Genomic DNA, 25,854 nt, shown 5'->3' with positions numbered 1-25,854 from the left:
AGACTGATCCGAGGTTAAACGAAAAGTAACCTGACCATTTTCAACCCATTGGAGCCAAAATGAAAAATGTGATTCGCATTGTTGCTGTTTGCTTGACTGCCGCCACCTTGTTGCCTGCCTACGCACAATTTGCTAAACCGGATGACGCGATCAAATACCGTAAAGCCAGCTATACAGTGATGGCGACTCACTTTGGACGATTGGGTGCCATGGCCAATGGCCGCATGCCTTACGACGCAAAGCTCGCTTCTGAAAACGCCGAGTTGGTGGTCGCATTGGCCAAATTGCCGTGGACAGCCTACGGTGAAGGCACCGACAACGGTGAGACGCGCGCCAAGCCGGAAGTCTGGAAAGAAGCAGCCAGGTTCAAGGACGCGTCAGACAAAATGCAAGCTGAAATCGGCAAGCTCAATGTGGCTGCCAAAGCCGGTAATGTTGAAGCACTCAAGGCCGCATTCGGACCCGCAGCCGCTTCGTGCAAAGCGTGCCACGACACTTTCCGCAAGGACTGAGTACATCCAGGCCCTGAGCGTGGCCGGATGCCACGTTCAAGATGAGGTCAGCAATTTATCGATCAGTTGGTGCAACTCAGCAAAATTTGGTGCACCCACATAGCGCTTGATGATGTTGCCCTGCTTGTCAAGCACAAACGTAGTGGGCGTAAGCTGTATATCGCCCCAGGCTTTTGCGACGCCACCCGTGTTGTCAATGGCGACTTTGAATGGCAACTGGCGCGTTTGCGCAAAATTCACCACATAGCTGGGTGGGTCGTAACTCATGGCAACCGCAATGGTGTCGAACCCATGATCCTTGTACTTGTTGTACGTGGCGATCACCTCGGGCATCTCTGCCACACAGGTGGTGCAGCTGGTGGCCCAGAAATTCACCAGAACTACTTTTCCTTGCAATTGTGTGGTGGTGATTTTCGAACCATCGAGCAAAACGTACGAAGATTCGGGCGCGCGGTCTGAAGAGCACGCTACCAGCAAGCCAGCCAGGCCCAACGCGCAAAGCCTAAGCCACATGCGGCCAGAAACAAGCCGCCAATTCCAGGGAGTTTTCAAATGCATCTTCATCGTCGAAAGTTTAATACGTTTGGGGTCGCCGCAGGCCTGTGGGTGATTGCACCTGCCCATGCCCTGAGTTTGAATGATTTGAGTGCGGTCGACGCCTCCAAGGGCTTGAAGCTGGCATTGGAAAAGGGCGCAGATATGGCCATTCAACTGCTGGGTGTGCAAGACGGCTTCATGAACAACGACAAAGTGCGCATCGGTTTACCAGACACTTTGAACCAAGGTGCCAAATGGCTCAAGACCATGGGCTTGGGCAAGCAGCTCGATGACCTGACCTTGCAGATGAACCGGGCTGCCGAGGCAGCCGTCCCTTTGTCTAAGAAGTTGCTCACGCAATCGATTCAGACCATGTCTGTTCAGGACGCCAAGGGCATTTTGCAAGGCGGTGAGAACTCGGTGACGCAGTTCTTTGCGGACAAAACGCGAGCCCCACTGAGCGCAGAGTTCATGCCTACCGTGAAAGCGTCATTGAGCAAGCTGGGCGTGGTGGAGCAATTCAATGCGATCGCAGGCAAATTGTCGGGCATGGGTTTGCTGGCCAAAGACAAGGCCAATCTCGAATCTCACGTCACGGACAGAACCTTGGCGGGTTTGTATTTCATGATCGGCGAAGAAGAGAAAAAGATCCGTCAAAACCCCGCCGAAGCAGGCAGCGCCCTGCTCAGCAAAGTGTTTGGCGCTTTGCGCTGAACGCAGCCCAGGCTCAGCGGCTGCAATCGATCAGCAAGCGGGTCAGGCCTTGTGGATCGCTGACCATGGGGTCGTGTCCGGTTTTCATCTCGACCACCCGGGAGCCGGACAACCAATGGCCATCCCAGAACTGCGGGTCCACCATGCGTTGGCGGCTCACATCGATGGTGGCCAGGGGCGGTTCGGTGCAGTTGATGAAAGTGCGTGGCACGGATGCCACACGCTGGGGGTCAAACTGGAGCACCTGCGTGTAAGGGTCACCGGGGTGGCGTGTTTGGCGCCTCGCCACCCAAGCATGGTCATCGCCGCTCAGGCCAAACACCGCAGGGTCTGGGGCAGGAAAACTGTGCAAAGGATCGGCTTGTGACGCGGCCATGCGCGCAGCCCGCGTGTCCGGTGCGTGCGTGCTGCTCCAGCTCTCGCCGGGTGCGGGCAAGACCGCATCCAGATAGACCAGATGGCGCAAGACTTGTGGACGACGGTCTGCGACGGCGGTGCCGAGCATGCCGGCATACGAATGCACCACCAGCACCACATCGCTCATCTCTTCGGCATCCATGGCAGCAAGGATGTCCTGAATATGCGTTTCCAGGTCGATGCCGGGCTGAAGCAAATGGGCGCGCTCACCAACGCCCGTCAGTGTGACGGCATGGGCGCGGTGACCGGCCTGAATCAACGGGGTCAACACCCTTTGCCAGCACCAGGCGCCGTGCCAAGCACCATGCACCAGCAAGAAGTTCGCCATCAGATCACCCCTTTGCCACGCAGGGCCCCCAGTTGCTCTGGGGACCAGCCGAGCACCTCGGCGAGCACTTCTTGGGTGTGTTGCCCCAGCATGGGCGGCGGCAAATCTTGACGCACGGGGGTGCGACTCAATTTGATGGGGCTGGACACCAGCTTCAAGGGTTTGATGGGGTGCGCCCAATCGCTGACCATGCCGCGCTCTCGCACTTGCGGGTCTTCGAACACCTCGCCCAAGTGGTTGATGGCACCACACGGCACTTTGGCGGCCTCCAGGGCGGCCAGCCACTCGGCTTTGGTGCGGCTCATCATGATGGTTTCCAGCATGGGCACCAACTCAGCACGATGGCGCACACGGTCGGCATTCAAGGCATAGCGGGGGTCTTGTGCCAAGTCAGGTCGACCAGCCACGGCACAGAACTTGACGAACTGACCATCGTTGCCCACGGCCAGGATCAGGTGGTCACGGCTACCGGGTGCAGCGCCTTCTGCGGCTTTGACCTCAAAGACCTGGTAGGGCACGATGTTCTGGTGGGCATTGCCCGCGCGGGTGGGCACTTTGCCGCTGACCAGGTAGTTCGAGCCAAGATTGGCCAGCATGGCCACTTGGGTGTCGAGCAAAGCCATGTCAACGTGCTGGCCTTCGCCGGTTCGCTCGGCGTGGCGCAGCGCCGCCAGGATGGACACGGTGGCGTACATGCCGGTGAACAAATCGGTCACGGCAACACCGACCTTTTGGGGGCCGCCGCCAAGATCGTCGCGTTCACCGGTCACGCTCATCAAGCCGCCGATGCCTTGCACTGCGTAGTCATAGCCTGCGCGCTCGCGGTAAGGACCGGTCTGACCAAAGCCCGTCACACTGCAATAGACCAACTTGGGGTTGATGGCGCTCAGGCTGGCAAAGTCCAGCCCATAGCGGGCCATGTCGCCCACCTTGAAGTTTTCGACGAAAACATCGCAATGCGTGACCAATTCGCGGATCAGCGCTTGACCTTCAGGCTGGGCGATGTCGCAGGTGACCGAGCGTTTGTTGCGGTTGGTGCCCAGGTAATAAGCCGCCTCGGCGGTGTCTTTGCCTTGGGCGTCTTTTAAGAAGGGCGGGCCCCAGCTGCGTGTGTCGTCGCCACTGACGGGGCGCTCGATCTTGATGACGTCTGCGCCGAGATCGGCCAAAGTCTGTGTACACCATGGGCCTGCCAATACCCGGGACAGGTCGAGAACGCGGATGCCATCGAGTGAATTCATGCGGCCATTGTCGCGAAAAACCGAAACGTTCGCTGATCAGGATAATCACCCCATGCGAATCTTTTCATGGGCCCTGGTGGCCAGTCTCACGGCTGCCTCTTTTTTGAGCGCTTGCAGTCCCGAGCAAAATTGGCGCGAAGTCAACTTCGACGGGGCCTCGCTCAAAGCACAACTGCCTTGCAAACCCGAGCGCACGACCCGTTCTGTGCCTTTGGGGGGCGTACCAACGCCATTGCAGGTGGTGGGCTGCGAGAGTGGCACCGCCATGGTGGCCGTGATGACGGCATCCCTGCAGGCGGGGGCCGACGCGCAGGCGGTTCTGGCCGGGTGGCAGCAAGCCACGCTCGGGAACGCTGGCGTGCAGCAGCCGCTGTCCGCAAGTCAGCAGCAGGCTTGGCGGCGTCCAGGCTTCTTGCCTTTGGCCTCTGCGGTGCGTGTTCAGGCGCAAGGCCAGCGTTCGGACGGGCAGGTGGTGTTCATGCAGGCCGTGTGGGGCGCGGTGCCCGAGGGAGACCATGTGCGTGTCGTGCATGCGGTGGTGTATGACCTGCGCGACCCGCATGATTTGGCCGCCAGTTTGTTGGATGGGATTCGACCATGAGCAGCATCACTTTGGCTCACCTGCCACGCCGCCAGGCGGTGGTGGTGTTTTTGGCGTTTGCGCTGGCGTATTTCTTCTCGGCGCTGGTGCGGGCCATCACGGCCACCTTGTCGCCCACTTTGACGGCCGATTTCCAGCTCAGTGCGCAAGATCTGGGTTTGCTGGCTGGCGGCTACTTTTTGGGCTTTTCGCTCACCCAGCTGCCCCTGGGGCGCTGGCTGGATCGGCACGGTCCCAAAAAAGTCATTCTAGCGTTTTTGTCGCTGGCGGTGCTGGGCTGCTTGGCATTTTCGTGGGCAGAGAGTTTTCAAGGCTTGCTGGCCGCCCGCGTGCTGTGCGGCATGGGCGTGAGCGCTTGCCTGATGGCGCCTTTGACCGGGTACCGCCGCTGGTTCGATGCGCCCACACAACTGCGCACCAACTCCTGGATGTTGATGACGGGCTCGTTTGGCATGGTCGCCGCCACATTGCCGGTACAGTGGCTGATGCCCATCTGGGGTTGGCGCGCCTTGTTTTTGATGCTGGGCATGATGATCGCTTTGGCCATGTTGTTGATCGCCTTGCTGGTGCCGCGTTGGCAGATGGTCCAGGCCACCGCCAAAACGCCAACAGAAGACGATGGCAGTTACCGCGAAATCTGGCGCAACCGCTATTTCTGGCGCATGACGCCGATCGGCTTTTTCAGCTACGGCGGCATGGTGGCGATCCAGACCTTGTGGGCTGGCCCTTGGATGACCCAGGTGGCGGGTTGGACGGCGCAAGAGGCCGCCACCGGTTTGTTTGCCATCAACCTCAGCATGCTGGTGAGCTTTTGGCTGTGGGGGCTGGTCACGCCGCGATTGTCCAAATGGGGCATGCCAGTGGATCGCCTCATTGCCAGAGGCTTGCCGCTGACTTTTGTGGTGCTGGCCTTCATGGTCTGGCGTGGCCCGGCTTTGGGTTCGGCCGCTGCGGCCACCTTGGCTTTGTTTTGTGTTTGCAGCACCTTTGTGGCGCTGGCGCAACCGGCTGTGGGTATGGCGTTCCCGCCGCATTTGGCGGGGCGTGCTTTGTCAGCCTACAACCTGGTGATTTTTGCAGGCATCTTTGTCGTGCAATGGGGCATCGGCTTGGCGGTGGACGCGGCCCGCAGTGCGGGGCTGGACAAACCGGCGGCTTATCAAGTGGCTTTCGCCGGTTTTGCGTTGTGTTCATTTGTTTCTTGGCTGTACTTTGTGTTCAGCAAGGACGATCAGCCCCGATAATCGACGCTTCATGATCGGCCTCCTCATCATTGCCCACGCCCCATTGGCCAGCGCCTTGCGCGAATGTGCGCTGCACGTTTTTCCCGACTGCGCATCGGGCGTGCTGGCGGTCGATGTGCTGCCGCACGACACGCCCGAAACCACACTGGCCGATGCCCGCCGTGCCATGGCCCAATTGGGCACCGATGAGGTGCTGTTGCTCAGCGACGTGTTTGGTGCCACGCCCTGCAATGTGGCCCAGCAACTGAACGACCGCGCGCAAACCCGACTCGTGGCCGGTGCCAATTTGCCCATGTTGCTGCGCAGCGTTTGCTACCGACACGAAAGTCTGGACCAATTGGTGACCCGTGCGCATGCAGGTGGCACACAAGGCGTCATGACCGTGGGCAGCACCGCCCCTCAAAATCAAACAGGAAAGAGACATGCCCCAAGCCACCACGACCATCAGCAATAAACTGGGTTTGCATGCCCGTGCTTCGGCCAAGCTGACCAAGCTGGCTGGCAGTTTTCCTTGCGAAGTCTGGCTCAGTAAGGGGGAGCGCCGCATCAATGCCAAAAGCATCATGGGCGTGATGATGCTGGCCGCAGGCCTGGGCAGTGAAGTGACGCTTGAGACAAATGGCGAACGTGACCAGGAAGCCCTGGATGCCTTGCTGGCGCTGATGGCCGATAAATTTGGTGAAGGCGAGTGAGCGTGCGTGACCTGCCAGTCCAGACGGCATGTGAGGTGATCGCATGACGTTCAGCATCCATGGCTTGGCGGTGGCGCGAGGCATAGCCATCGGGCGTGCCGTGCTGGTCGCGTCCAGCCGGGTCGATGTGGCGCACTATTTCATCCAGCCCGACCAGGTGGCCAGCGAGATCGAGCGCCTGCGCCTGGCCCGCGATGCCGTGGTGGACGAACTGCAGCGTCTGCAAAAAGACATGCCCAAAGACGCGCCGCATGAGCTGGTCGCACTGCTGGACGTGCACCTGATGCTCTTGCAAGACGTGGAGCTCACCTCGGGTGTGCGCCATTGGATCGAAGAGCGCCTGTACAACGCCGAATGGGCGCTGACCAGCCAGCTGGAAATCATTGCGCGCCAATTCGACGAGATGGAAGACCCGTACCTGCGCGAACGCAAGGCCGACATGGAGCAGGTGGCGGAGCGCGTTTTGCACTGCCTCAAAGGCACGAGCTCATTGGTCACGCAGGCCAAGCGCCCCGCACGGCCTCAGCAAGAATTGCAGTTGGGCGACACCATGGATGTGCCGCTGGTGCTGGTGGCGCACGACTTGTCGCCTGCCGACATGTTGCAGTTCAAGCAAAGCGTGTTTGCCGGTTTCGTGACCGATGTGGGCGGCAGAACTTCACACACGGCCATCGTGGCCCGCAGTCTGGACATCCCGGCGGTGGTGGGCGCGCGCAGCGCCAGCCAACTGGTCAAGCAAGACGACTGGGTCATCATCGATGGTGACGCGGGTGTGGTCATCGTGGACCCGTCGCCCATCATCCTGGCCGATTACGGTTTCAAGCAGCGCCAGGGAGACTTGGAGCGCGAGCGACTGGCCCGTTTGCGCCACACCCCAGCTGTCACGCTGGACGGACAGAAAATCGAGTTGATCGCCAACATCGAAATGCCCGAAGACACGGTCGCCGCCATCACCGCAGGGGCGGTGGGTGTGGGCTTGTTCCGAAGTGAATTCCTCTTCATGGGTCGCCAGGGCAACTTGCCCGGCGAAGATGAGCAATACGACGCCTACCGCCGCGCTGTAGATGGCATGAATGGCTTGCCGGTGACCATCCGCACGGTGGATGTGGGGGCCGACAAACCGCTGGACGAAGCCCGTCACGACGCGGCCCACCTGAACCCCGCATTGGGCCTGCGCGCCATTCGCTGGAGCTTGGCCGATCCCGCCATGTTCCTCACGCAACTGCGTGCCATCTTGCGTGCTGCAGCCCACGGCAAGGTCAATCTGCTGGTGCCCATGCTGGCGCATGGCAGCGAAATCCGACAAACCCTGGCCTTGATCGAGCAGGCACGCCAAGAGCTGGATCGGCGTGGCGTGGCCTATGGTCCGGTGCGATTGGGCGCGATGATCGAAATTCCTGCAGCCGCCTTGTCGGTGCGCATGTTTCTCAAATATTTTGACTTCTTGTCGATTGGGACCAACGACCTGATCCAGTACACGCTGGCCATTGACCGCGCCGACGAATCGGTGGCGCACTTGTACGACCCGCTGCACCCAGCGGTGCTGCGTTTGGTAGCCGACACCATTGCCGAATGCGTCAAGCAAGGCAAAGGCGTGTCGGTGTGCGGCGAGATGGCGGGTGATGTGGGTATGACCCGCTTGTTGCTGGGCTTGGGCTTGCGCAGCTTTTCTATGCACCCCTCGCAGGTGCTGTCGGTCAAACAGCAAGTTTTGCGATCGGATACCGCCAAGCTGGCGCTGTGGGCCGAGAAGGTGCTGGCCTCGGATGAGCCGGCCACCCTGATGCCCACCACGCGTTGAACCACATGAACTGGCGGCAACACGCCGCCTGGAGGCTCAACGGTTCAGCGCCGAGTGTGCTTGCTGATCGGCGTGGTAGCTTGAACGCACCATCGCACCCACCGCCGCATGTGAAAAGCCCATTTCATAGGCCTTGGCCTCAAACATTTTGAAGGTGTCGGGGTGCACGTAGCGGCGCACCGGCAGGTGGCTGTTGCTGGGGGCCAAGTATTGGCCAATGGTCAGCATCTCGATGTTGTGTGCCCGCATGTCGCGCATGACGTCCAGAATTTCTTCGTCGGTCTCACCCAGGCCGACCATCAGGCCGCTTTTGGTGGGCACATTCGGGAACAGGGCCTTGAACTTTTTGAGCAGGTTCAGTGAAAACTGGTAATCCGAACCTGGGCGTGCTTCCTTGTACAGGCGCGGCACGGTTTCCATGTTGTGGTTCATCACGTCGGGTGGTGCAGCTTTCAGAATGTCCAAAGCGCGGTCATCGCGCCCCCGAAAGTCGGGCACGAGCACTTCGATCTGGGTGGTGGGCGACAGCTCGCGGGTTTTGCGGATGCATTCCACAAAGTGACCGGCACCACCGTCGCGCAGGTCGTCACGGTCCACACTGGTGATGACCACATACTGCAGTTTGAGCTGTGCAATGGTCTTGGCCAGGTTGTCGGGCTCGTCCACATCCAGTGGGTCGGGACGGCCATGGCCCACATCGCAAAACGGGCAGCGCCGTGTGCATTTGTCTCCCATGATCATGAAGGTGGCCGTGCCTTTGCCAAAGCACTCGCCGATGTTGGGGCAGCTGGCTTCTTCGCACACGGTCACCAGTTTGTTGGCGCGCAGCACGTCCTTGATCTCGTAAAAGCGCGTGGTGGGTGAGCCTGCTTTCACGCGGATCCACTCGGGTTTTTTGAGCACCTCGGCCTGCTCGACCTTGACCGGGATGCGCGAGAGTTTGGCCGCGGCTTTTTGCTTGGCGCTGGGGTCGTAGTTTTCAACGCTTTGCGCTTCGCGCACCACGTTGCGATCGGTTGTGTTGTTGCTCATCGAGGTCTTTCGGTCATGGCTTTCGCGTGCTGCGCAAGGCCGATGGTCATAAACGGGCGGCCAGTTGTTGGGCCAGCACCTGGGCCGCTTCGTCCCAGGTGGTTTCTACGCCGATTGTAGAAAGGTCAACGGTTTTCAGCCCGGCATAGCCGCAGGGGTTGATGCGGTCAAAGGGTTCGAGGTCCATGGCCACGTTGAGGGCTGCGCCGTGGTAGGTGCAATGTCGACTGACTTTGATGCCCAAGGCACTGATCTTGCCCAGACCCCTGAACGGGTCAGTCGGGTTGGCGGGGCCTGTCAGCGCGGCGTGGCCGAAGGGGTCATCCAGTCGCACATAAATGCCCGGCGCGCCCGCCACGCGGTGGCCTGTGACGCCAAAGTGGGCCAGGGTGCGGATGACCGATTCTTCCAGCTTGTAGACGTATTCCTTGACGTAGTATCCGGCCCGCTGCAGGTTGACCAGCGGATACGCCATGACCTGGCCTGGACCGTGGAAGGTGACTTGCCCGCCCCGGTTGGTCTGGATCACCGGGATGCTGCCTGGCATGAGCACATGGTCGGCTTGTCCGGCCAGTCCTTGAGTGAACACTGGAGGGTGTTCACACAGCCACAGTTCGTTGGGGGTGTCGTCTTGACGCGATACCGTGAAGGCTTGCATGGCGTCATAAGTGGGCAGATAGTCAACGGTCCCCAGCTTGCGAACGATCATGGTCAGAGCACGATTTTGACCATGGGGTGGCCGGTGAGGGCGCGGTACAAATCGTCGAGCTGCTCCCGGCTGGTGGCGGTGATGTTGAGCGTCACGCCCAGGTAGTTGCCGCCTTTGCTGGGGCGCAGTTCCATCTTGGAAGCATCAAAGCTGGGGTCAAACTGCAATGCCACTTGCACCATGGCTTCGGCAAAACCGTCGACCATGGCGCCCATGACCTTGATCGGGAAGATCGATGGGTATTCGATCAGGCTGTCCTTGCGTGGGTCGATGCCTTCAGGCGGGGTGATGGATGCACTCATGGAAGTCCTGTGATCGTTGCGTTGTGTTCAGCGCCAGATGATGACGGCCGCTACGGCCAACCAACCCAGTGTGAAATTGGTCAGCACCAGCGGGTGGATTTGCCCAAGGGCCTTGCCAGCAGCGGGCCAGTCGGCGGCTTGAACGGCCGCTTGCAAGCGGCGAAATGGTGCAAACCAAATGTGCGCAAAGATGGCACACATCAAAAGACCAATGCCCGACATGGCATGCCAGCCTTTGGGGGCGAGTTTCATGTCGGCCCCCGAGAGCATCCACAGACCCGTGGCCATCAATATGGCGATGCTGAGCCAGACCAAGGCAAAAAAGCGGGAAAGCACAGCCGTCATGAAGGGCAGGCGTTCGGCGGGTGTCCAGCGGGTGAGCACCACCGGGCGAAGAGCCAGAATCACCATGGCCATGCCCCCCAGCCAGATGACGCCAGCGGCCAAATGGAAAAATTTGAACCACTCGTACATGAAAACTCCTGGTATTAGGCGAAAAAGAAACGGCCATCTGCGCCGTCAGAACGGTGATTGTCGCTCTTGTCTGACCCCAATTTCTGCGAAAGTCCGACCAAACTCACGGGTAATGGCTGGTCAGGCGGGGGTTTCTACGTATAATCGAAGGCTTTGCAGGACTTGCCGTGTACGTAACCTCGGTGTAATTTGAGATGGTGAAAATCTCCTCAGACGCTCAACCGGGCACAAAAAAGGTGCACCCAGAAGGCATGTCTGCTGACTGGGATGGCGAAGATTCTGTAAATGAAGACCTTGAGTCCGATTTCAAGCCCCTGACCGCCGAACAGGCGCAGGCTTGGCGGCAACAGCACCCGATGGCATCGCCTTTGCGTGTCTTGTCGCTCCAAGTGCTGGTGGGTGGTTTGCTTGCCGTGTTGACCGGTGGGTTCAGCGGTCAGTTTCGACTGGCGGCATCGGTGGCTTGGGGTGCGGTTGCGGTGGTGATTCCCGCCGTGGTGTTTGTCAGGGCTTTGTCCCGGCAAATGCGCAAGCAGCAACCGGGCTCTGCTTTGGCAGGGTTGTTCGTCTGGGAATTGGTCAAGATTGTCTTGACCGTGGCGTTGCTTCTGGTGGCGCCCAAAGCGATTTCCGATTTGAGTTGGCTTGCCCTGGTGGCGGGCTTCGTGGTGACGATGAAGGTGTATTGGCTGGCCATGGCGCTGGGCTGGATGCAGCGGAAATCGAAGCCGAATTGATTTATGAACTGATTGGTGATTTATGTCTGCTGAACACGCTGGCGCACATGCCCCGACGGCTGGAGAGTACATCCAGCATCACTTGCAACACCTGCAAATGAACTTCTCGTTTGAAGGCGTGAAGCAAACTAGCATTGTTGATTTCAGTTTGTTCAACCTCGACTCCGTGGTGTTCGCCTTGGTGTTGGGTGTGGTGGGTTGCTTGGTGATGTGGGCCGCAGCGCGCAAAGCCACTTCCGGTGTTCCTGGTCGTTTCCAGGCGGCTGTCGAAATCTTGTCAGAAATGGTTGAAAATCAGGCCAAGGGCGTTATCCACAACGCCAAAAGCCGCAAGCTGATCTCTCCCTTGGCGCTGACTGTGTTCGTCTGGATTTTCCTGATGAACGCCATGGACATGTTGCCTGTGGATCTGATTCCTGGTGCTTGGCACAGTGCTGGTCCGACTTTGGGCTTCAAAGATTATTTGCGTGTGGTGCCTACGGCTGACTTGTCTTCGACATTGGGTCTGTCTTGCTCGGTGCTGTTCATCTGCTTGGTCTACAACATCAAGATCAAGGGCTTGGGCGGCTGGGCTCACGAGCTGATTGCTGCGCCCTTTGGTGACCACTGGGCTTTGTATCCGATTAACTTCTTGATGCAGATGATTGAATATTTGGCCAAGACGGTTTCGCATGGCATGCGACTGTTTGGCAACATGTTTGCGGGTGAGTTGGTGTTCATGTTGATTGCCCTCATGGGTGGCGGCTGGGCATTGTCGGCAACTGGCGTGGGTCTGGCCATTGGCCATATCGTCGCCGGTACCGTGTGGACACTGTTCCACATCCTGGTCATCACCTTGCAAGCATTCATCTTTATGATGTTGACGCTGATCTACACAGGTCAAGCGCACGACGCACATTGATGATACTTTTTCCCTCGTTTCTTGTTTCTTTTTTCCACTAACTTTTAGGAGCTTCTCATGGAAAACATTCTCGGCCTGGTGGCATTGGCATGTGGTTTGATCGTTGGTCTGGGTGCTATCGGCGCTTCCATCGGTATCGCTTTGATGGGCGGCAAATTCCTCGAATCTTCCGCTCGTCAACCTGAGTTGATGAACGAACTGCAAACCAAGATGTTCATCTTGGCAGGTCTGATCGACGCTGCGTTCCTGATCGGTGTGGCTATCGCTTTGCTGTTCGCCTTCGCCAACCCCTTCGTTCTGAAGTAATCCACGTACCTCTTCACGCAAGAAGAAGGACTGAACCGTGAACATTAACGCTACTCTGTTCATTCAGATGGTCGTTTTTGCGATTCTGGTGTGGTTCACGATGAAATTCGTGTGGCCCCCGATCACAAAAGCGCTCGACGAACGGGCACAGAAAATCGCTGACGGCCTTGCTGCCGCAGACAAAGCCAAAGCAGAACTCAGCAACGCCAATGCGCGTGTGGAATCTGAATTGGCCCAGTCGCGCAACGAGACGGCTTCGCGCTTGGCTGACGCTGAGCGCCGTGCAAATGGCATCGTTGACGAAGCCAAAGCACGTGCCACCGAAGAAGGCAACAAGATCATCGCCGCTGCAAAAGCTGAAGCTGAGCAGCAAGCTGTCAAGGCGCGCGAAGCCCTGCGTGAGCAGGTCGCAGCCTTGGCCGTCAAAGGCGCCGAGCAGATTCTCCGCAAGGAAGTCAACGCTGGTGTCCACGCTGATCTGCTGAGCCGCCTCAAGACCGAGCTGTAAAAAGCTCCAGCCAGAGAAGACCATGGCAGAACTTGCTACCATCGCCCGCCCTTATGCCGAAGCGCTTTTCAAAGCGCAGGCATCCGATCTCGCTGGCACGGCCACTTGGCTGGATGAACTGGCTGCTGTTGCTGACAACGCGCAACTGCAGCAGTTCATCGACAGCCCCAAAGTGTCCGACGAGCAGGCATTCGAGCTGATCTCAGACGTGGTGCAAAAACATGCAAATGTGGCACTGCCCGAGGCTGGCAAGAATTTCCTGCACCTGGTGATCGAAAACCGTCGTCTCAGTGCACTGCCTGTCGTTGCACAGCAGTACCGGGTTCTCTTGAATACGCAAGGTGGCACCGCTGATGCGGTTGTATACAGCGCATTCCCCATCGACGCTTCGGCTTTGGCCGATTTGTCGTCCACGCTCGAAAAACGCTTTGCGCGCAAGCTCAATGTGCGCGTAGAGCAAGATGCCTCCCTGATTGGTGGCATTCGTGTGGTGGTGGGCGACGAGGTACTCGATACCTCTGTCAAGGCCCGACTGGAACAAATGAAATCGGCCCTCACCGCTTGATGCGGATTGAGACCGGACATATTTAAAGAAAGAAGGAAAGAGTCATGCAACTCAATCCCGCAGAAATTTCTGAACTGATCAAGAGCCGCATCGAAGGGCTGTCCGCCAGCGCCGATATCCGCAACCAGGGCACCGTGGTGTCTGTGACCGACGGTATCGTTCGCGTCCACGGTTTGTCGGATGTGATGCAGGGCGAAATGCTCGAATTCCCAGCGACTGCTGAAGGCGCTGCCACTTACGGTCTGGCCCTGAACCTCGAGCGCGACTCGGTCGGTGCCGTGATCTTGGGTGAGTACGAGCACATCTCCGAAGGCGACACTGTCAAGTGCACAGGCCGCATTTTGGAAGTGCCCGTGGGCCCTGAACTGATTGGCCGCGTGGTGAACGCACTGGGTCAGCCGATCGACGGCAAAGGCCCCATCAACGCCAAAATGACCGACGTGATCGAAAAAGTCGCCCCCGGCGTGATCGCACGTAAATCGGTTGACCAGCCCATGCAAACTGGCCTGAAGTCCATCGACTCCATGGTGCCCGTGGGTCGTGGTCAGCGTGAATTGATCATTGGCGATCGTCAGACTGGTAAAACAGCTGTCGCGATCGACGCCATCATCAACCAAAAAGGTCAGAACATGACCTGCGTTTATGTCGCGATTGGCCAAAAAGCCTCATCGATCAAAAACGTGGTGCGCGCTTTGGAACAAGCCGGCGCGATGGAATACACCATCGTCGTGGCCGCTTCCGCCTCCGAATCTGCTGCCATGCAGTACGTGTCCGCCTACTCCGGCTGCACGATGGGCGAATACTTCCGTGACCGCGGCGAAGACGCTTTGATCGTGTATGACGATCTGTCCAAGCAAGCCGTGGCTTACCGGCAAGTGTCGCTGCTCTTGCGCCGCCCACCAGGCCGCGAAGCTTACCCTGGCGACGTGTTCTATCTCCACAGCCGTCTGCTCGAGCGCGCAGCCCGCGTGAACGCCGACTACGTCGAAGCCTTCACCAAAGGCGCCGTCAAAGGCAAAACAGGTTCCTTGACGGCATTGCCCATCATTGAAACCCAAGCTGGCGACGTGTCTGCATTCGTGCCCACCAACGTGATTTCGATCACCGACGGTCAGATCTTCTTGGAAACCAGCCTGTTCAACGCCGGCATCCGTCCTGCGATCAACGCCGGTATCTCGGTGTCTCGCGTCGGTAGCTCCGCTCAGACCAAGGTCATCAAAGGCCAATCGGGCGGTATCCGTACCGACTTGGCCCAGTACCGTGAATTGGCTGCATTTGCGCAGTTCGCTTCTGACCTGGACGAATCCACACGCAAGCAGCTGGACCGCGGTGCTCGCGTGACCGAATTGCTCAAGCAAGCCCAGTACAGCCCTCTATCGATCAGCTTGATGGGCGCAAGCTTGTTTGCTGTGAACAAAGGCTACATGGACGACATCGACGTCAAGAAAGTCCTGGCCTTCGAGCACGGTTTGCACGCGTACCTGAAGGACACGTGCGCCGCATTGCTGGCCAAGATCGAGAGCTCCAAAGCTTTGGACAAAGAGGCAGAAGCCGAATTGAACACCGCTGTGGCAGCTTTCAAGAAAAGCTTTGCTTAATTTCTACCTGATCAAAAGGAGCCGCTGATGGCATCGGGCAAGGAACTACGCACCAAGATCAAATCGGTGGAAAACACCAAGAAGATCACCAAGGCCATGGAGATGATTTCCGTCTCCAAAATGCGCAAAGCGCAGGAGCGTATGCGCACGGCCCGGCCTTACAGCGAGAAGATTCGCACGATTGCGAGCAATCTCGGGCAAGCCAACCCTGAATACGTGCACGCCTTCATGAAGAAAAACGACGGCAAGTCTGTCGGCTTCATCGTGGTGACCACGGACAAAGGTTTGTGCGGTGGCTTGAATACCAACCTGCTGCGCGCCGTGACAGGTAAATTGCGTGAAACTCAAGCTGAAGGCAAAACGCCTCTGGCTGTGGCGATTGGCGGCAAAGGTTTGGGTTTCCTGAACCGCGTCAACGCCAAAGTGGTGGCGCACGTGACGCATCTGGGCGACAAGCCTCACCTGGACAAGCTGATTGGCCCCGTCAAGGTGTTGCTGGACGCTTATGCCGCTGGTGAGGTGAGCGCTGTGTACCTTTGCTACAACAAGTTTGTCAGCACCATGGCACAAGTGCCCACCATCGACCAGTTGCTGCCCCTGTCTTCATCCAAGATGGAAGCAGACACCAAGGCAGCGGGTGCTCCGGCTCATGGTTGGGATTACATCTATGAACCCGATGCACAGTCGGTCATCGATGATTTGTTGATCCGTTATGCCGAAGCCTTGGCCTACCAGGCCGTGGCAGAAAACATGGCCTCAGAACATGCTGCACGCATGGTGGCCATGAAGGCCGCTACAGACAACGCTGGCAATGTGATTGGCGAGCTCAAGCTCGTTTACAACAAGACCCGCCAAGCAGCCATCACCAAAGAACTGTCGGAAATCGTCTCTGGCGCAGCCGCGATCAGCGGTTGATTCCCCGTTCAGCAAATTCAAATTATTTGGAGCGAAAAATGCAAGCCCAAGGAAAAATTGTTCAGTGTATTGGCGCTGTGGTCGACGTGGAATTTCCACGCAACCAGATGCCCAAGGTTTATGACGCACTCAAAATGGAAGGCTCTGCGCTGACCCTGGAAGTGCAGCAGCAACTCGGCGATGGCATCGTGCGGACTATTGCGCTCGGTTCTTCCGACGGTCTGCGTCGTGGCCTGATCGTGTCCAACACCGGTAAAGCCATCACCGTTCCAGTGGGCAAAGCCACACTGGGCCGCATCATGGACGTGCTGGGTTCGCCCATCGACGAGCGTGGTCCTGTCAGCCAGGAACTCACCGCTTCCATTCACCGTAAAGCCCCTGCTTACGACGAACTGAGCCCCTCACAAGAACTGCTGGAAACCGGTATCAAAGTGATTGACTTGGTTTGCCCGTTCGCCAAAGGCGGTAAGGTGGGCTTGTTCGGTGGTGCCGGTGTGGGCAAGACCGTGAACATGATGGAACTCATCAACAACATCGCCAAGGCGCACAGCGGTTTGTCCGTGTTTGCTGGTGTGGGTGAGCGTACCCGTGAGGGCAACGACTTCTACCACGAGATGGCCGACTCTGGCGTCGTGAACCTCGAGAACCTGCCTGAGTCCAAAGTGGCCATGGTGTACGGTCAGATGAACGAGCCACCAGGCAACCGTTTGCGCGTCGCTTTGACAGGTCTGACCATCGCCGAATCCTTCCGTGACGAAGGCAAAGACGTGTTGTTCTTCGTGGACAACATCTACCGCTACACCTTGGCCGGTACCGAAGTGTCCGCCTTGTTGGGCCGTATGCCTTCTGCTGTGGGTTACCAGCCTACGCTGGCCGAAGAAATGGGCCGTCTGCAAGAACGGATTACGTCGACCAAAGTCGGCTCGATCACCTCCATCCAGGCCGTTTACGTGCCAGCCGATGACTTGACCGACCCATCGCCAGCGACCACCTTCGCTCACTTGGATTCGACCGTTGTGCTCTCCCGTGACATCGCATCTTTGGGTATCTACCCAGCGGTCGATCCACTGGACTCCACCAGCCGTCAGCTGGACCCCTTGGTTGTGGGTCAAGACCACTACGAAACAGCTCGCGCTGTGCAAGGCACTTTGCAGCGCTACCGCGAACTGCGCGACATCATCGCGATCATGGGTATGGACGACTTGGCGCCTGAAGACAAGTTGGCCGTGGCCCGTGCCCGCAAGATCCAGCGTTTCCTGTCGCAGCCTTTCCACGTGGCTGAAGTGTTCACCGGCTCCCCAGGCAAGTACGTCACATTGGCTGAAACCATCCGTGGTTTCAAGATGATTGTGGCTGGCGAGTGCGATCACCTGCCAGAGCAAGCTTTCTACATGGTCGGTACCATCGACGAAGCTTTCGAAAAGGCCAAAAAGGCGGCTTAAAGCAGTGCCTCGGGGCGGCTGTATCAGTCCCCCGGTGCCCGCTTGAATGCACCTTTTTAAGGAGTAAACATGAACACCATCCACGTTGATGTGGTCAGTGCCGAAGAGTCCATCTACTCGGGCGAAGCCCGGTTTGTGGCCTTGCCCGGTGAGTCTGGCGAATTGGGCATCTACCCACGCCACACACCGCTGATCACCCGCATCAAAGCCGGGTCGGTTCGCATCGAGACGGCTGACGGCGGCGAGGAATTCGTTTTCGTGGCCGGTGGCATCCTGGAAGTGCAGCCTGACTGCGTGACCGTGCTGTCCGACACTGCGATCCGCGGTAAAGACCTCGACGAAGAAAAAGCCAACGCGGCCAAGCAAGAGGCTGAAGAAGCCTTGCGTAACGCCAAGAGTGAGATCGACATGACCCGTGCTCAGAACGAGCTGGTCATGCTGGCCGCACAGTTGTCTGCCTTGCGTCGTTACCGCAAGAAATAAAAAGCCGATGTATCCTTTGATGGATACGAAGTGTCTTTTTCATGAAACCCGGCACAGGTGTGTGACCGGGTTTTATTTTGACTGTGAATTCGTACGCAGGCGTACATAGAATCAAAAGTGAGCAGAATTCTTTTTGTGATGAATCATAGATGGCGGCACAATTGGAAGAGTAACTTTACAGTCAAACCGTTGCCTATGAAACGCGCAAAAATGCAAGCTAGCTTTGTCGGCGGAACAACCGATGACATCGAACATGCTTTTTATGAGGCTTTGCATAACGCCGACATTGAGCAATTGATGAGCTGCTGGGCGGAAGAGGATGATATTGTTTGTGTGCATCCTGGCGGTCCACGCATCATCGGCCCTGGGGCCGTACGCAGTGTGTTTGAAGCCATGTTCGCCAAGGGCAGTGTGCAAGCTTATCCAGAGCGGATCCACAAGATAGAGTCCTTAGCCTGCGCTGTACACCACCTTGTAGAACGTGTTGAATTGATTGGTCAAAATGGACCACAGCATGCTTGGGTGATTGCCACAAATGTTTATCATAAAACACCACAAGGCTGGCGTATGGTCGTGCACCACACGAGTCCTGGCACCGCGCATGATGCCGCAGATCAAGGTATAAAACCAACGATTTTTCACTGATGTTCGAGCGTGCACCTTTTTGGCTCCCCGGGGGGCATGTGCAGACCATTTGGGCCGCAGTGTGTGCTCAAAAGCGTCGGGCAATCGTTTTGCCACTGACGCGTGAGCGATGGACAACGCCTGACGGTGATTTTATTGATGTCGATCGGCAGCATGCTCGCAGAGAGGGCCGTCCTCTTTTGGTCATGTTTCATGGTTTAGAGGGCTCTTCGCAAAGTCACTACGCGCAAGCTTTTGCTGATTGGGCTGCAGAGCATGATGTCAATTTTGCAGTACCCCACTTCAGAGGCTGTAGTGGGGAACTCAATCGAGCCCCACGTGCTTACCACTCAGGCGATCACCCAGAAATTGATTGGATATTGCAGCGTTTAAGGCGTGAGCATGTTGCAAGTCATGGCCAGTTTTTGATGGCGGTCGGCGTCTCACTGGGCGGCAATGCACTGATGCGATGGGCCGCAGAGCATGGTACCGAGGCACAAGCGGCAGCCGATGCTGTGGCTTCAATCTGTTCGCCACTTGATCTGGCACTGAGCGGACTGGCCATTGGCAAGGGCTTTAACAGGCAGGTCTACACGCGCATGTTTTTGCGCAGCATGAAGCCAAAGGCTTTAGCCAAGTGGTCGCAATACCCGGGTTTGTTTGACAGAAAACGCTTGTTGGAAGCCCGTGATCTTTATGAATTTGACAATGTCTTCACAGCCCCATTACACGGCTTCAAAAACACAGACGATTATTGGAGGCGGGCTTCGGCCAAGCCCTTGATGAAAAATATCACCATACCCGCCCTTGTGCTGAACGCACTGAACGATCCATTTGTGCCCGCACACAGCCTGCCGCAAGCGAAAGACGTATCGCCTTGGGTGACTTTGTGGCAACCCGCGCAAGGGGGACATGTGGGATTTGCGCAAGGCGTGCTGCCTGGTCATGTCCGAGGTTTACCCGATGCGGTGGGCGGATGGCTCATGCAAGCGGTCGGGCTAACTTTGAAACGACGGGAGCATGTCAATGGATGATATGGTCCGACAAGCCATGGCCAAATGGCCCAACGTGCCAGATTGTTTTGGCTGGCTTGGACTGGACAGCCGTGGTCATTGGCGCATGCGAGATGACCGGGTACAAGCCTTGGGGGCGTTTCAGGGTGACCAGGCAAACACCAAAGGCTCCGTGTTGCTGCATGAAAAACTGATTTCTTTCATTGAACGCAACTACGAGGTCGATGATCGTGGGTGCTGGTATTTTCAGAATGGACCGCAGCGTGTCTATGTTGAACTGGAGTCTGCCCCGTTCATCTTTCGCCTAGACGAACAATTCGTGCCCAGTGCACATACGGGTCAAATCAGCACCGTGCTGGCCTGCCTAGTCGATGAGGCAGGGCGTGTTTATTTGCACACACCGCTGGGCTTGGGTCTGGTGCACACCCTCGATGTTGAATTGGTGGCACAAGCGATTGAGATAGGAATGTGGACGCCGGAAGAATGCGAGACATTGGCGTTACCGGCTCGATATGGTTTTGTGCTCAGTCCACAAAGCCAGTTTGACCAGGCATAAAAAAACCGGCTTGAGAGCCGGTTTTTGCATGAGAAAAATATTACTTCTTCTCTTCAGCAGGAGGTGCCTGGGGCTCTTCGAACTTTGCACCTGCATTGTTGGCCATGTATGCAGCAGCGCGCGAAATTTCGACATCGTTGAAATCACCGCCGCCTTGTGCACCCATAGCACCTTTGCCTTTGAGAGCTGAGTTGGTCAAAGTGGCCAAGCCTTGCTTGATGCGAGGGCCCCAAGCACCAGCATCACCAAACTTGGGCGAGCCGGCGGCGCCTGTGGCGTGGCAAGCCGAGCACTGCGCTTTGTAGACTTCTTCGCCAGATTTCAAGGGACGGTTGGCATCGCGGATTTCAACTGAACCAATTTTCTGGATGCGTTCAGCGACCGATCGCTCAGCATCGCTGGCACCGGGTGCTTCCTTGTTGGCTGAAGTGACATAAAACACCAAGCCGATGATGATGAACACCGGAATGATGAAAGAAGCCAAGCTCAGCAAAAGCATCTGCTTGGGGGTTTTCACCGGCCCGGTGTGGGCTTCGTGGTGATCGTGGCTGTTGTCGCTCATGACATCCTCTTGTTAGGCTGGTCCATAGGACCTGATGGATTGACCGGAATCAACCCGGCATTATAGCTGTCCAAGCTTCACAGAGGGTGTAACTCAAAGTGAAAGAGTCAAGCCGTGAGATAATGTAGAGGCGAACAGCAATGCGGCTGTAGCTCAGTGGATAGAGTATTGGCCTCCGAAGCCAAGGGTCGTGGGTTCGATCCCCGCCAGCCGCACCAAATTATTAGTTGACTCAATACAGACTGTAAGGGCTGTACAGAACGAAGACATAGCCAGCACCAACACCAGCAGCGATGACCGAAATCATGGCGATCCACACAGGCCATCTAGAAGATCGCTTGCCGATGGATTCTGGCGTTTTTGCAACTTCCATTTCGGACATTTCACGTAACAAGCACTCATCGGCGGGGCTTGATGAAATGATTTGAACAGGTAAAGACGGGCTGAACTCGCTGGTAGTTATAGCCGTATTTAGATTCGATACAGTGGTATGTGCCATTGCATCACCAGAAAGTACTGCAAGAGAAGGCGTATGCGGGGTGAACCCAGAAGAACGCTGTAATAGAACAACATTTGATGAGCTGCTAAATTTCGTCGATTCTCCTATGGGTATGCGATCCCAGTCAGTACCTAAAAGGTGAGCGACACGACGACCCGCTTGCCTGCGCAATGAGTCAGAGTAAAAACGAGATTTAGAACCATCCTCCAGTTCATAAAGCTGCGACAAAGACATGCAAGCTTCAGTGGCAAGCCATGCAGGATCGATGCATTGATGCAATCGCAATTGGCGAAGTACTCGGCCTTTGGGATCACCTGTAGATTCAATCGGCAAGCCTAAATGCCTTAAAGCTTGGCGATTTGCCGCTTGTAGCGTTCGAGCGTGACCCAGTGCATTGCTTTGACGACTTGATGCAGGGGGCCAGGAGAGTGGATTGAATTTCAGATCTGGCATGACGCGACCACGCCAGTTAAATAAGCGTGCATCCAAATCGGTGACATGGGACCAGAAATGACTTGGATAGAAGACGTTGAACCCACGGCATTGGTTGACAACAAGTCTTTTTCTTTTGTGATCAAAACAACTGACAAGGGAGAGCGCCCCCTGTTGTTGAAATTTTCAAGGGCTTGCAAGGTTTTCTCTTGCTGCGCCCGAGGCATGGACATTTCGACAACAAGCATATCGGGACGTTTGCTGGACAATTCAAGCAAAGCCTCAGTCACGGAATCGAAAAAGGTCACTTCAACCGGGATAGTCCAGTTGGCGTTGGCAGTCATCAATTGCTCCATCAACTGGGCAGACTCGACAACAACAGTGACCCTCGGTTTGACACTGGACTTGAGGGACATGCCCATGCTGCTGCGTGAGGTGCTTTGGTAGTCCTGAATGGAGTCCAGAGAAATCCGGCGGTGTCCGCCACGTGTCTTCCACCCTTTGAGTTCGCCTTGATCAACCAAGGTCTGAACCAGAGTTGTCGACAAACCCAGCATTCGAGCAGCTTCAGCTGTGCTCAAGAACTGCGGAACATTGGGTTCTGCGACAGGTTTGAAAATAATGGACGGTTCCATAACAGCAGTTAAAGATTGTTCAGCACTCATGGGGTCTCCTGAAATGTAGAGAGTGATGGCTCATCGTTCGCGAAGCGCTTGGTTAACGCTTTGCAGTGGTCTGAAAAGGTATTCAAGAACAGATTTTTGGCCAGTTCGAATTTCAACGGTGGCAGTCATGCCGGGTGTTGGTGTGAGTTTTAGGCCATTGCGCAGACCTTCTGATTCTTTGACGCGGACCAGGATGCGATATAAACCCTCTTCAAGTTCGACGGGGTTGCCTGGTTTTTTCTGTCGCTCATCGCGCAAAGTGTCGGGACTCAAGTGTTCAAGGACGCCTTCCAAGCCGCCGTATTTGTTGAAGTCATAGGCCGTGAGTTTGACGACGGCCTTTTGACCGACTTTAAGAAATGCAACGTCAGAGGGCTTGACATAGGCTTCCACCAGCATTTCGTCTTCAGTCGGCACGATTTCAAGAATGGGTTGACCTGCCTGAATCACGCCTCCAACGGTGGTGACCTGTACATTTTTGACAATACCTTTCATCGGCGATTTAACAGTTGTCCTGCGAAATGCATCCTCACGAGCTGAAGCGTTTTCCTTGGTTTGAGACAATTCGGATGCCACGCGAACCAATTCATTGTTGGCGTCTGTCAGGTACCTGTTTTGACGCTCAGCCCGCTGTCCCATCAAGTCAGAATGTTGACGACGCAAACGAAGCAATTCCACCTCGGACATGACACCTTGCTTTACAAGCGGTTCTGTCATGCTCAGCTCGCGCGTAACGGCATCCAAAGAGTTGTCCAGAGATCGCAATGATTCGGTCAAAGCACGTTTGCGTGCGTGATAAGCCTGTGTTTCCTGTTGAATCAGACTTGGCTCGTTGCGCAACTCAGCCGGAAAGTTCAAGGGTGTGCCGTAAACCTCCGCCTTCAGACGTGCAGCCAGCGCAGACAGGGACATGAATTTCTCCTGGGCCTCACGAAAAACAGCACCAGACCGAGCATCGTCAATTTGCAGCAGTATTTCATCCTTCTCGACAACACTGCCTTCTCGAACAAGCATTTCACTGAGTACACCCGTGTCCAGGCTTTGAATGACTTGTTCACGGCTGGAGGGAATGACTTTGCCTTGACCTCGCGTGATTTCGTCTAGTTGAAACCAAGCGGCCCATGCTAGAGCGAGTAACAAGGTGGCCCCTGTCGCCCAAATCAAGGTTTTGCTGGCACGGCGTTCATCATCTTCAACCGTTGAGATGCCAAAGCCAGAGCCCCCCCAAATTTTATTGCTCATGCTGCCGCTCCATGTGGGCGAGGTGCATTGACATCGATACCACGCGATAACTTGTTGATCATTTCTTGTTTGGGGCCCATAGCGACACATTGACCGGCATCAATGATGGCGATGTGATCAACCCATTCCAGCAGTTGCGGGCGGTGGGTAGACATGAGCAAAGTACGGCCCTGTAACCAATCCTTGAGCACGCTGATCACACGTAACTCACTGTTTTGGTCCATGTTGGCCGTTGGTTCGTCCATAAAGACCAATTGAGGATTGCGCAGCATCATGCGAGCGATCGACAGCAGCTGGCGTTGACCACCAGACAAACCCCCGCCAGCTTCTGTGATTGGCATATCCAGCCCTAATGGGTGATTGGCTACAAGGTCATAAATGCCAAGTGTTTTGAGTGTTTCATTAATCTTGGTGTCATGTATCCAACTGTCTGACAACACCAAGTTTTCACGCAGAGTGCCCATGAACAACTGTGGATCTTGTCCAACATAACCAATGCAATTGCGTACTTCAGAAGGTTCGATTTGCTGCATGTCCAGACCATCGAGCTTGATGCTGCCCCCCAATGGTGCGTACAGGCCTGCCATCAGGCGAAGCAAAGTGCTTTTCCCGCTGCCAACGCGGCCCAGCATGGCAACTTTTTCGCCAGCAGGGACCATCATGGAAACTTTTTTGATCACTGGAATTTTGTGCTGACCGGGGTAAGCGAACTCCACATCATCAGCTTGCAGATGACCTGCAATCGATTCGGGCATCACATAATTTCGACCATGGATTCGGTCACGTGGGCGCTTGATTAAACCGTCAAGAGTTTCAAGAGAGGATGACGCTTGTTGATAGCGAGAGGCCAGAGACATCACGCTGGCCAAAGGCGAAATTGCTCTACCAGATAAAATCACAGAAGCGATCAAGCCACCCAATGTCAATTGGTTGGCATGGATCATGTACACGCCGCCAACGACCATAACAACCGTGACCAACTGTTGGATGGCGGTGGTCAAGCCCATGATCCAGTTGGTCAGGCCGCGGATTTTTTTATAAGAGTCGGCACCAGCTACGTTGGCCATTTCCCAGCGGCGCTGCAGATAACTCTCTGCGTTGTGTGCTTTGAGGAGTTCCAAATTGAGGACTGATTCGACCAATACACTTTGCTTATCGCCAGCTTCCTTCATGTTTTCGCGCATGGCCTTTATCAGTGGCTTTTGTGAATAAAGGCCGATCAAGAGCAAGACAGGAATGACTGCTGCAGGCACCAAGGCCAAAGGTCCAGCCACCAAGGCAATCAAGACCAGGTACATCAGCACGAAGGGCATGTCGGCCAAGAGCACCAATGACGATGAAGAAAAGAAATCCCGTAGCGATTCGAAATCCCGCATTGAACTGGCGAAGATGCCCACAGATTGCGGGCGATGCTCCAGGCGAATGGCCATGATTTCACGCAGCAAAGTGGCGTTGATGGCCAAGTCTGCTTTTTTACCGCCCAAATCCACCAAGCGTGCTTTGAGCCAGCGCATCACAAATTCCATCACAATAGCAATAGAGGTGCCAATGGCCAACGTCCACAGGGACGAATAGGCTTGCGTTGGGACGACGCGGTCGTAGACATTCATTGTGAAGAAGACAGAAGCCAGTGTCAGGATGTTGGCGACCACAGTGGCCACCATAGACTCAACATAAAAGTGACGGAAGCGCCACAAAGTGTCCCAAAACCAGCTAAATGCCTTCTCGTGCATAGGTGCCAGTGTCTGGTCGTGTCGCTTGGATGCGAGTTTGACGGCCAGTACCTCAGGGCGAGCCAATGACTGCAACTCGGATATCGAGATGCGTTGATTTTCCATCCCTGAGTCAGCCCACAACACAATGGCATCGCCACCTTCGACGTCTCGCAAGACGCAGGCACGGCCGTCTTTAAGTGGGAGCAGGACGGGTAAAACATACGTCGGTATGTCTGTAACTTTGATGCGAGACCATGCGGCCATCAATCCGTGCTTTTGTGCCAGATCGGGATAGGCTTCCAGGGGCACCCTTCCTTGCGCGTCCAATGCAAATCCTGACCGCAGGACCTGTACATGTACGGGTTTGGACAGAAGCTTTGTGGTCATGGCCATGCACATCAACATCGGATCTGCAGCGGCAGTTGTGCCAGCTGATGCAGCTTGAAGTGGCTTGGCGCCAGCTGGTAGTGGAGTGAGATCAGCCATG

Annotated in this window: 31 protein-coding genes and 1 tRNA gene; 20 read left to right on the top strand and 12 right to left on the bottom strand. The window is 56.3% G+C overall.

Annotation, left to right across the window (positions count from 1 at the left end; translation table 11 throughout):
* Window positions 1–59: 59 nt before the first annotated feature.
* On the top strand, window positions 60–512 hold the full coding sequence (locus B9Z52_RS03990) for a cytochrome c (protein ID WP_108412556.1): 453 nt from the start codon (window positions 60–62) through the stop codon (window positions 510–512).
* Window positions 513–548: 36 nt separating this feature from the next.
* Here B9Z52_RS03990 and B9Z52_RS03985 read toward each other — a convergent pair whose 3' ends face one another.
* Window positions 549–1,025: a TlpA disulfide reductase family protein gene (locus B9Z52_RS03985; protein WP_233251813.1), complete on the bottom strand. Its 477-nt coding sequence runs from the start codon at window positions 1,023–1,025 to the stop codon at window positions 549–551.
* A 39-nt stretch (window positions 1,026–1,064) separates the two neighbouring features.
* On the opposite strand from B9Z52_RS03985, the gene B9Z52_RS03980 reads away from it, so the two are divergent.
* Complete coding sequence (locus tag B9Z52_RS03980) at window positions 1,065–1,763, top strand: DUF4197 domain-containing protein (protein WP_108412555.1); 699 nt, start codon at window positions 1,065–1,067, stop codon at window positions 1,761–1,763.
* Window positions 1,764–1,776: 13 nt separating this feature from the next.
* On the opposite strand, the gene B9Z52_RS03975 is transcribed toward B9Z52_RS03980, so the two are convergent.
* Together B9Z52_RS03975 and B9Z52_RS03970 are read right to left on the bottom strand one after the other, a co-directional pair.
* Entirely contained in the window at window positions 1,777–2,508 is a 732-nt protein-coding gene (locus B9Z52_RS03975; RefSeq protein ID WP_108412554.1) for an alpha/beta fold hydrolase, read from the bottom strand.
* A complete protein-coding gene (locus B9Z52_RS03970; protein ID WP_108412553.1) occupies window positions 2,508–3,749 on the bottom strand; it encodes a CaiB/BaiF CoA-transferase family protein in 1,242 nt (413 codons plus the stop codon). Before B9Z52_RS03970 ends, B9Z52_RS03975 begins: the two co-directional genes overlap by 1 nt.
* A 52-nt stretch (window positions 3,750–3,801) precedes the next feature.
* Here B9Z52_RS03970 and B9Z52_RS03965 point away from each other — a divergent pair, with 52 nt between their 5' ends.
* From B9Z52_RS03965 to ptsP, 5 genes are read left to right on the top strand one after another with little or no spacing between them, the layout of a single operon-like run.
* On the top strand, window positions 3,802–4,350 hold the full coding sequence (locus B9Z52_RS03965) for a hypothetical protein (protein WP_108412552.1): 549 nt from the start codon (window positions 3,802–3,804) through the stop codon (window positions 4,348–4,350).
* A complete protein-coding gene (locus tag B9Z52_RS03960; RefSeq protein WP_199222028.1) occupies window positions 4,347–5,594 on the top strand; it encodes an MFS transporter in 1,248 nt (415 codons plus the stop codon). Before B9Z52_RS03965 ends, B9Z52_RS03960 begins: the two co-directional genes overlap by 4 nt.
* Before the next feature lie 10 nt (window positions 5,595–5,604).
* Window positions 5,605–6,048, top strand: a complete 444-nt coding sequence (locus tag B9Z52_RS03955) for a PTS sugar transporter subunit IIA (protein ID WP_108412551.1) — start codon at window positions 5,605–5,607, stop codon at window positions 6,046–6,048.
* Window positions 6,017–6,286 (top strand): HPr family phosphocarrier protein, encoded by a 270-nt coding sequence (locus B9Z52_RS03950; protein ID WP_108412550.1) that lies wholly within the window; start codon window positions 6,017–6,019, stop codon window positions 6,284–6,286. Before B9Z52_RS03955 ends, B9Z52_RS03950 begins: the two co-directional genes overlap by 32 nt.
* A 43-nt stretch (window positions 6,287–6,329) precedes the next feature.
* Window positions 6,330–8,087: a phosphoenolpyruvate--protein phosphotransferase gene (ptsP, locus tag B9Z52_RS03945; protein ID WP_108412549.1), complete on the top strand. Its 1,758-nt coding sequence runs from the start codon at window positions 6,330–6,332 to the stop codon at window positions 8,085–8,087.
* Window positions 8,088–8,123: 36 nt separating this feature from the next.
* On the opposite strand, the gene lipA is transcribed toward ptsP, so the two are convergent.
* Genes lipA through B9Z52_RS03925 form a run of 4 tightly spaced genes read right to left on the bottom strand, consistent with a single transcriptional unit; the run spans window position 8,124 to window position 10,604 of the window.
* Entirely contained in the window at window positions 8,124–9,119 is a 996-nt protein-coding gene (gene lipA / locus B9Z52_RS03940) for a lipoyl synthase (protein ID WP_108412548.1), read from the bottom strand.
* A gap of 46 nt (window positions 9,120–9,165) precedes the next feature.
* Window positions 9,166–9,828: a lipoyl(octanoyl) transferase LipB gene (gene lipB, locus B9Z52_RS03935; protein WP_199222027.1), complete on the bottom strand. Its 663-nt coding sequence runs from the start codon at window positions 9,826–9,828 to the stop codon at window positions 9,166–9,168.
* 2 nt (window positions 9,829–9,830) lie between these two features.
* Window positions 9,831–10,130 (bottom strand): DUF493 family protein, encoded by a 300-nt coding sequence (locus tag B9Z52_RS03930; RefSeq protein WP_108412546.1) that lies wholly within the window; start codon window positions 10,128–10,130, stop codon window positions 9,831–9,833.
* 27 nt (window positions 10,131–10,157) lie between these two features.
* Window positions 10,158–10,604, bottom strand: a complete 447-nt coding sequence (locus B9Z52_RS03925; protein WP_108412545.1) for a CopD family protein — start codon at window positions 10,602–10,604, stop codon at window positions 10,158–10,160.
* A gap of 251 nt (window positions 10,605–10,855) precedes the next feature.
* On the opposite strand from B9Z52_RS03925, the gene B9Z52_RS03920 reads away from it, so the two are divergent.
* The 12 genes from B9Z52_RS03920 to B9Z52_RS03865 all read left to right on the top strand — a co-directional run bounded on the left by B9Z52_RS03920 (window position 10,856) and on the right by B9Z52_RS03865 (window position 20,252).
* Window positions 10,856–11,341, top strand: coding sequence for an ATP synthase subunit I (locus tag B9Z52_RS03920; protein ID WP_233251804.1), 486 nt, complete (start codon window positions 10,856–10,858; stop codon window positions 11,339–11,341).
* Between the two features lie 22 nt (window positions 11,342–11,363).
* Window positions 11,364–12,242, top strand: coding sequence for a F0F1 ATP synthase subunit A (gene atpB, locus B9Z52_RS03915; RefSeq protein WP_108412543.1), 879 nt, complete (start codon window positions 11,364–11,366; stop codon window positions 12,240–12,242).
* A 57-nt stretch (window positions 12,243–12,299) separates the two neighbouring features.
* Window positions 12,300–12,548 carry a F0F1 ATP synthase subunit C gene (atpE, locus tag B9Z52_RS03910; protein WP_019429175.1) on the top strand — a complete coding sequence of 83 codons (249 nt, stop codon included), beginning with the start codon at window positions 12,300–12,302 and terminating at the stop codon, window positions 12,546–12,548.
* Between the two features lie 37 nt (window positions 12,549–12,585).
* On the top strand, window positions 12,586–13,056 hold the full coding sequence (locus B9Z52_RS03905; RefSeq protein WP_108412542.1) for a F0F1 ATP synthase subunit B: 471 nt from the start codon (window positions 12,586–12,588) through the stop codon (window positions 13,054–13,056).
* 22 nt (window positions 13,057–13,078) lie between these two features.
* The gene (locus B9Z52_RS03900; RefSeq protein WP_108412541.1) at window positions 13,079–13,621 is read left to right on the top strand and encodes a F0F1 ATP synthase subunit delta; all 543 of its coding nucleotides are present in this window, start codon (window positions 13,079–13,081) and stop codon (window positions 13,619–13,621) included.
* A 44-nt stretch (window positions 13,622–13,665) separates the two neighbouring features.
* The gene (gene atpA, locus B9Z52_RS03895; RefSeq protein WP_108412540.1) at window positions 13,666–15,219 is read left to right on the top strand and encodes a F0F1 ATP synthase subunit alpha; all 1,554 of its coding nucleotides are present in this window, start codon (window positions 13,666–13,668) and stop codon (window positions 15,217–15,219) included.
* Between the two features lie 27 nt (window positions 15,220–15,246).
* The gene (atpG, locus tag B9Z52_RS03890; protein ID WP_108412539.1) at window positions 15,247–16,134 is read left to right on the top strand and encodes a F0F1 ATP synthase subunit gamma; all 888 of its coding nucleotides are present in this window, start codon (window positions 15,247–15,249) and stop codon (window positions 16,132–16,134) included.
* Between the two features lie 38 nt (window positions 16,135–16,172).
* Window positions 16,173–17,576, top strand: coding sequence for a F0F1 ATP synthase subunit beta (gene atpD / locus B9Z52_RS03885; RefSeq protein ID WP_108412538.1), 1,404 nt, complete (start codon window positions 16,173–16,175; stop codon window positions 17,574–17,576).
* A 69-nt stretch (window positions 17,577–17,645) separates the two neighbouring features.
* Window positions 17,646–18,059: a F0F1 ATP synthase subunit epsilon gene (locus B9Z52_RS03880; RefSeq protein ID WP_108412537.1), complete on the top strand. Its 414-nt coding sequence runs from the start codon at window positions 17,646–17,648 to the stop codon at window positions 18,057–18,059.
* 195 nt (window positions 18,060–18,254) lie between these two features.
* The gene (locus tag B9Z52_RS03875; protein WP_108412536.1) at window positions 18,255–18,704 is read left to right on the top strand and encodes a nuclear transport factor 2 family protein; all 450 of its coding nucleotides are present in this window, start codon (window positions 18,255–18,257) and stop codon (window positions 18,702–18,704) included.
* Window positions 18,704–19,717 carry a YheT family hydrolase gene (locus tag B9Z52_RS03870; protein ID WP_108412535.1) on the top strand — a complete coding sequence of 338 codons (1,014 nt, stop codon included), beginning with the start codon at window positions 18,704–18,706 and terminating at the stop codon, window positions 19,715–19,717. The genes B9Z52_RS03875 and B9Z52_RS03870 overlap by 1 nt, the downstream gene beginning before the upstream one ends.
* Window positions 19,710–20,252, top strand: coding sequence for a DUF2946 family protein (locus B9Z52_RS03865; RefSeq protein WP_108412534.1), 543 nt, complete (start codon window positions 19,710–19,712; stop codon window positions 20,250–20,252). Before B9Z52_RS03870 ends, B9Z52_RS03865 begins: the two co-directional genes overlap by 8 nt.
* A gap of 40 nt (window positions 20,253–20,292) precedes the next feature.
* Here the strand turns inward: B9Z52_RS03865 and B9Z52_RS03860 are convergent, their stop codons facing one another.
* Window positions 20,293–20,814: a cytochrome c5 family protein gene (locus tag B9Z52_RS03860; protein ID WP_108412533.1), complete on the bottom strand. Its 522-nt coding sequence runs from the start codon at window positions 20,812–20,814 to the stop codon at window positions 20,293–20,295.
* 142 nt (window positions 20,815–20,956) lie between these two features.
* On the opposite strand from B9Z52_RS03860, the gene B9Z52_RS03855 reads away from it, so the two are divergent.
* Window positions 20,957–21,032 (top strand) — tRNA-Arg (locus B9Z52_RS03855).
* Between the two features lie 14 nt (window positions 21,033–21,046).
* On the opposite strand, the gene B9Z52_RS17570 is transcribed toward B9Z52_RS03855, so the two are convergent.
* The 4 genes from B9Z52_RS17570 to B9Z52_RS03840 are packed head-to-tail and all read right to left on the bottom strand — an operon-like array spanning window position 21,047 to window position 25,853.
* Complete coding sequence (locus B9Z52_RS17570; RefSeq protein WP_146182780.1) at window positions 21,047–21,766, bottom strand: helix-turn-helix domain-containing protein; 720 nt, start codon at window positions 21,764–21,766, stop codon at window positions 21,047–21,049.
* Complete coding sequence (locus B9Z52_RS03850; protein ID WP_108412532.1) at window positions 21,754–22,410, bottom strand: helix-turn-helix domain-containing protein; 657 nt, start codon at window positions 22,408–22,410, stop codon at window positions 21,754–21,756. The genes B9Z52_RS17570 and B9Z52_RS03850 overlap by 13 nt, the downstream gene beginning before the upstream one ends.
* Before the next feature lie 30 nt (window positions 22,411–22,440).
* Window positions 22,441–23,652 carry an HlyD family efflux transporter periplasmic adaptor subunit gene (locus B9Z52_RS03845; protein ID WP_158270507.1) on the bottom strand — a complete coding sequence of 404 codons (1,212 nt, stop codon included), beginning with the start codon at window positions 23,650–23,652 and terminating at the stop codon, window positions 22,441–22,443.
* Window positions 23,649–25,853: a type I secretion system permease/ATPase gene (locus B9Z52_RS03840; protein WP_108412530.1), complete on the bottom strand. Its 2,205-nt coding sequence runs from the start codon at window positions 25,851–25,853 to the stop codon at window positions 23,649–23,651. The genes B9Z52_RS03845 and B9Z52_RS03840 overlap by 4 nt, the downstream gene beginning before the upstream one ends.
* Between the last annotated feature and the right edge of the window lies 1 nt (window position 25,854).

This window comes from Limnohabitans sp. Jir72 (assembly GCF_003063575.1).
GTDB lineage: Bacteria > Pseudomonadota > Gammaproteobacteria > Burkholderiales > Burkholderiaceae_C > Limnohabitans_A.
The sequence above is the reverse complement of the archived record's forward strand: the minus strand, read 5'-3'. Positions and strand labels throughout refer to the sequence as shown.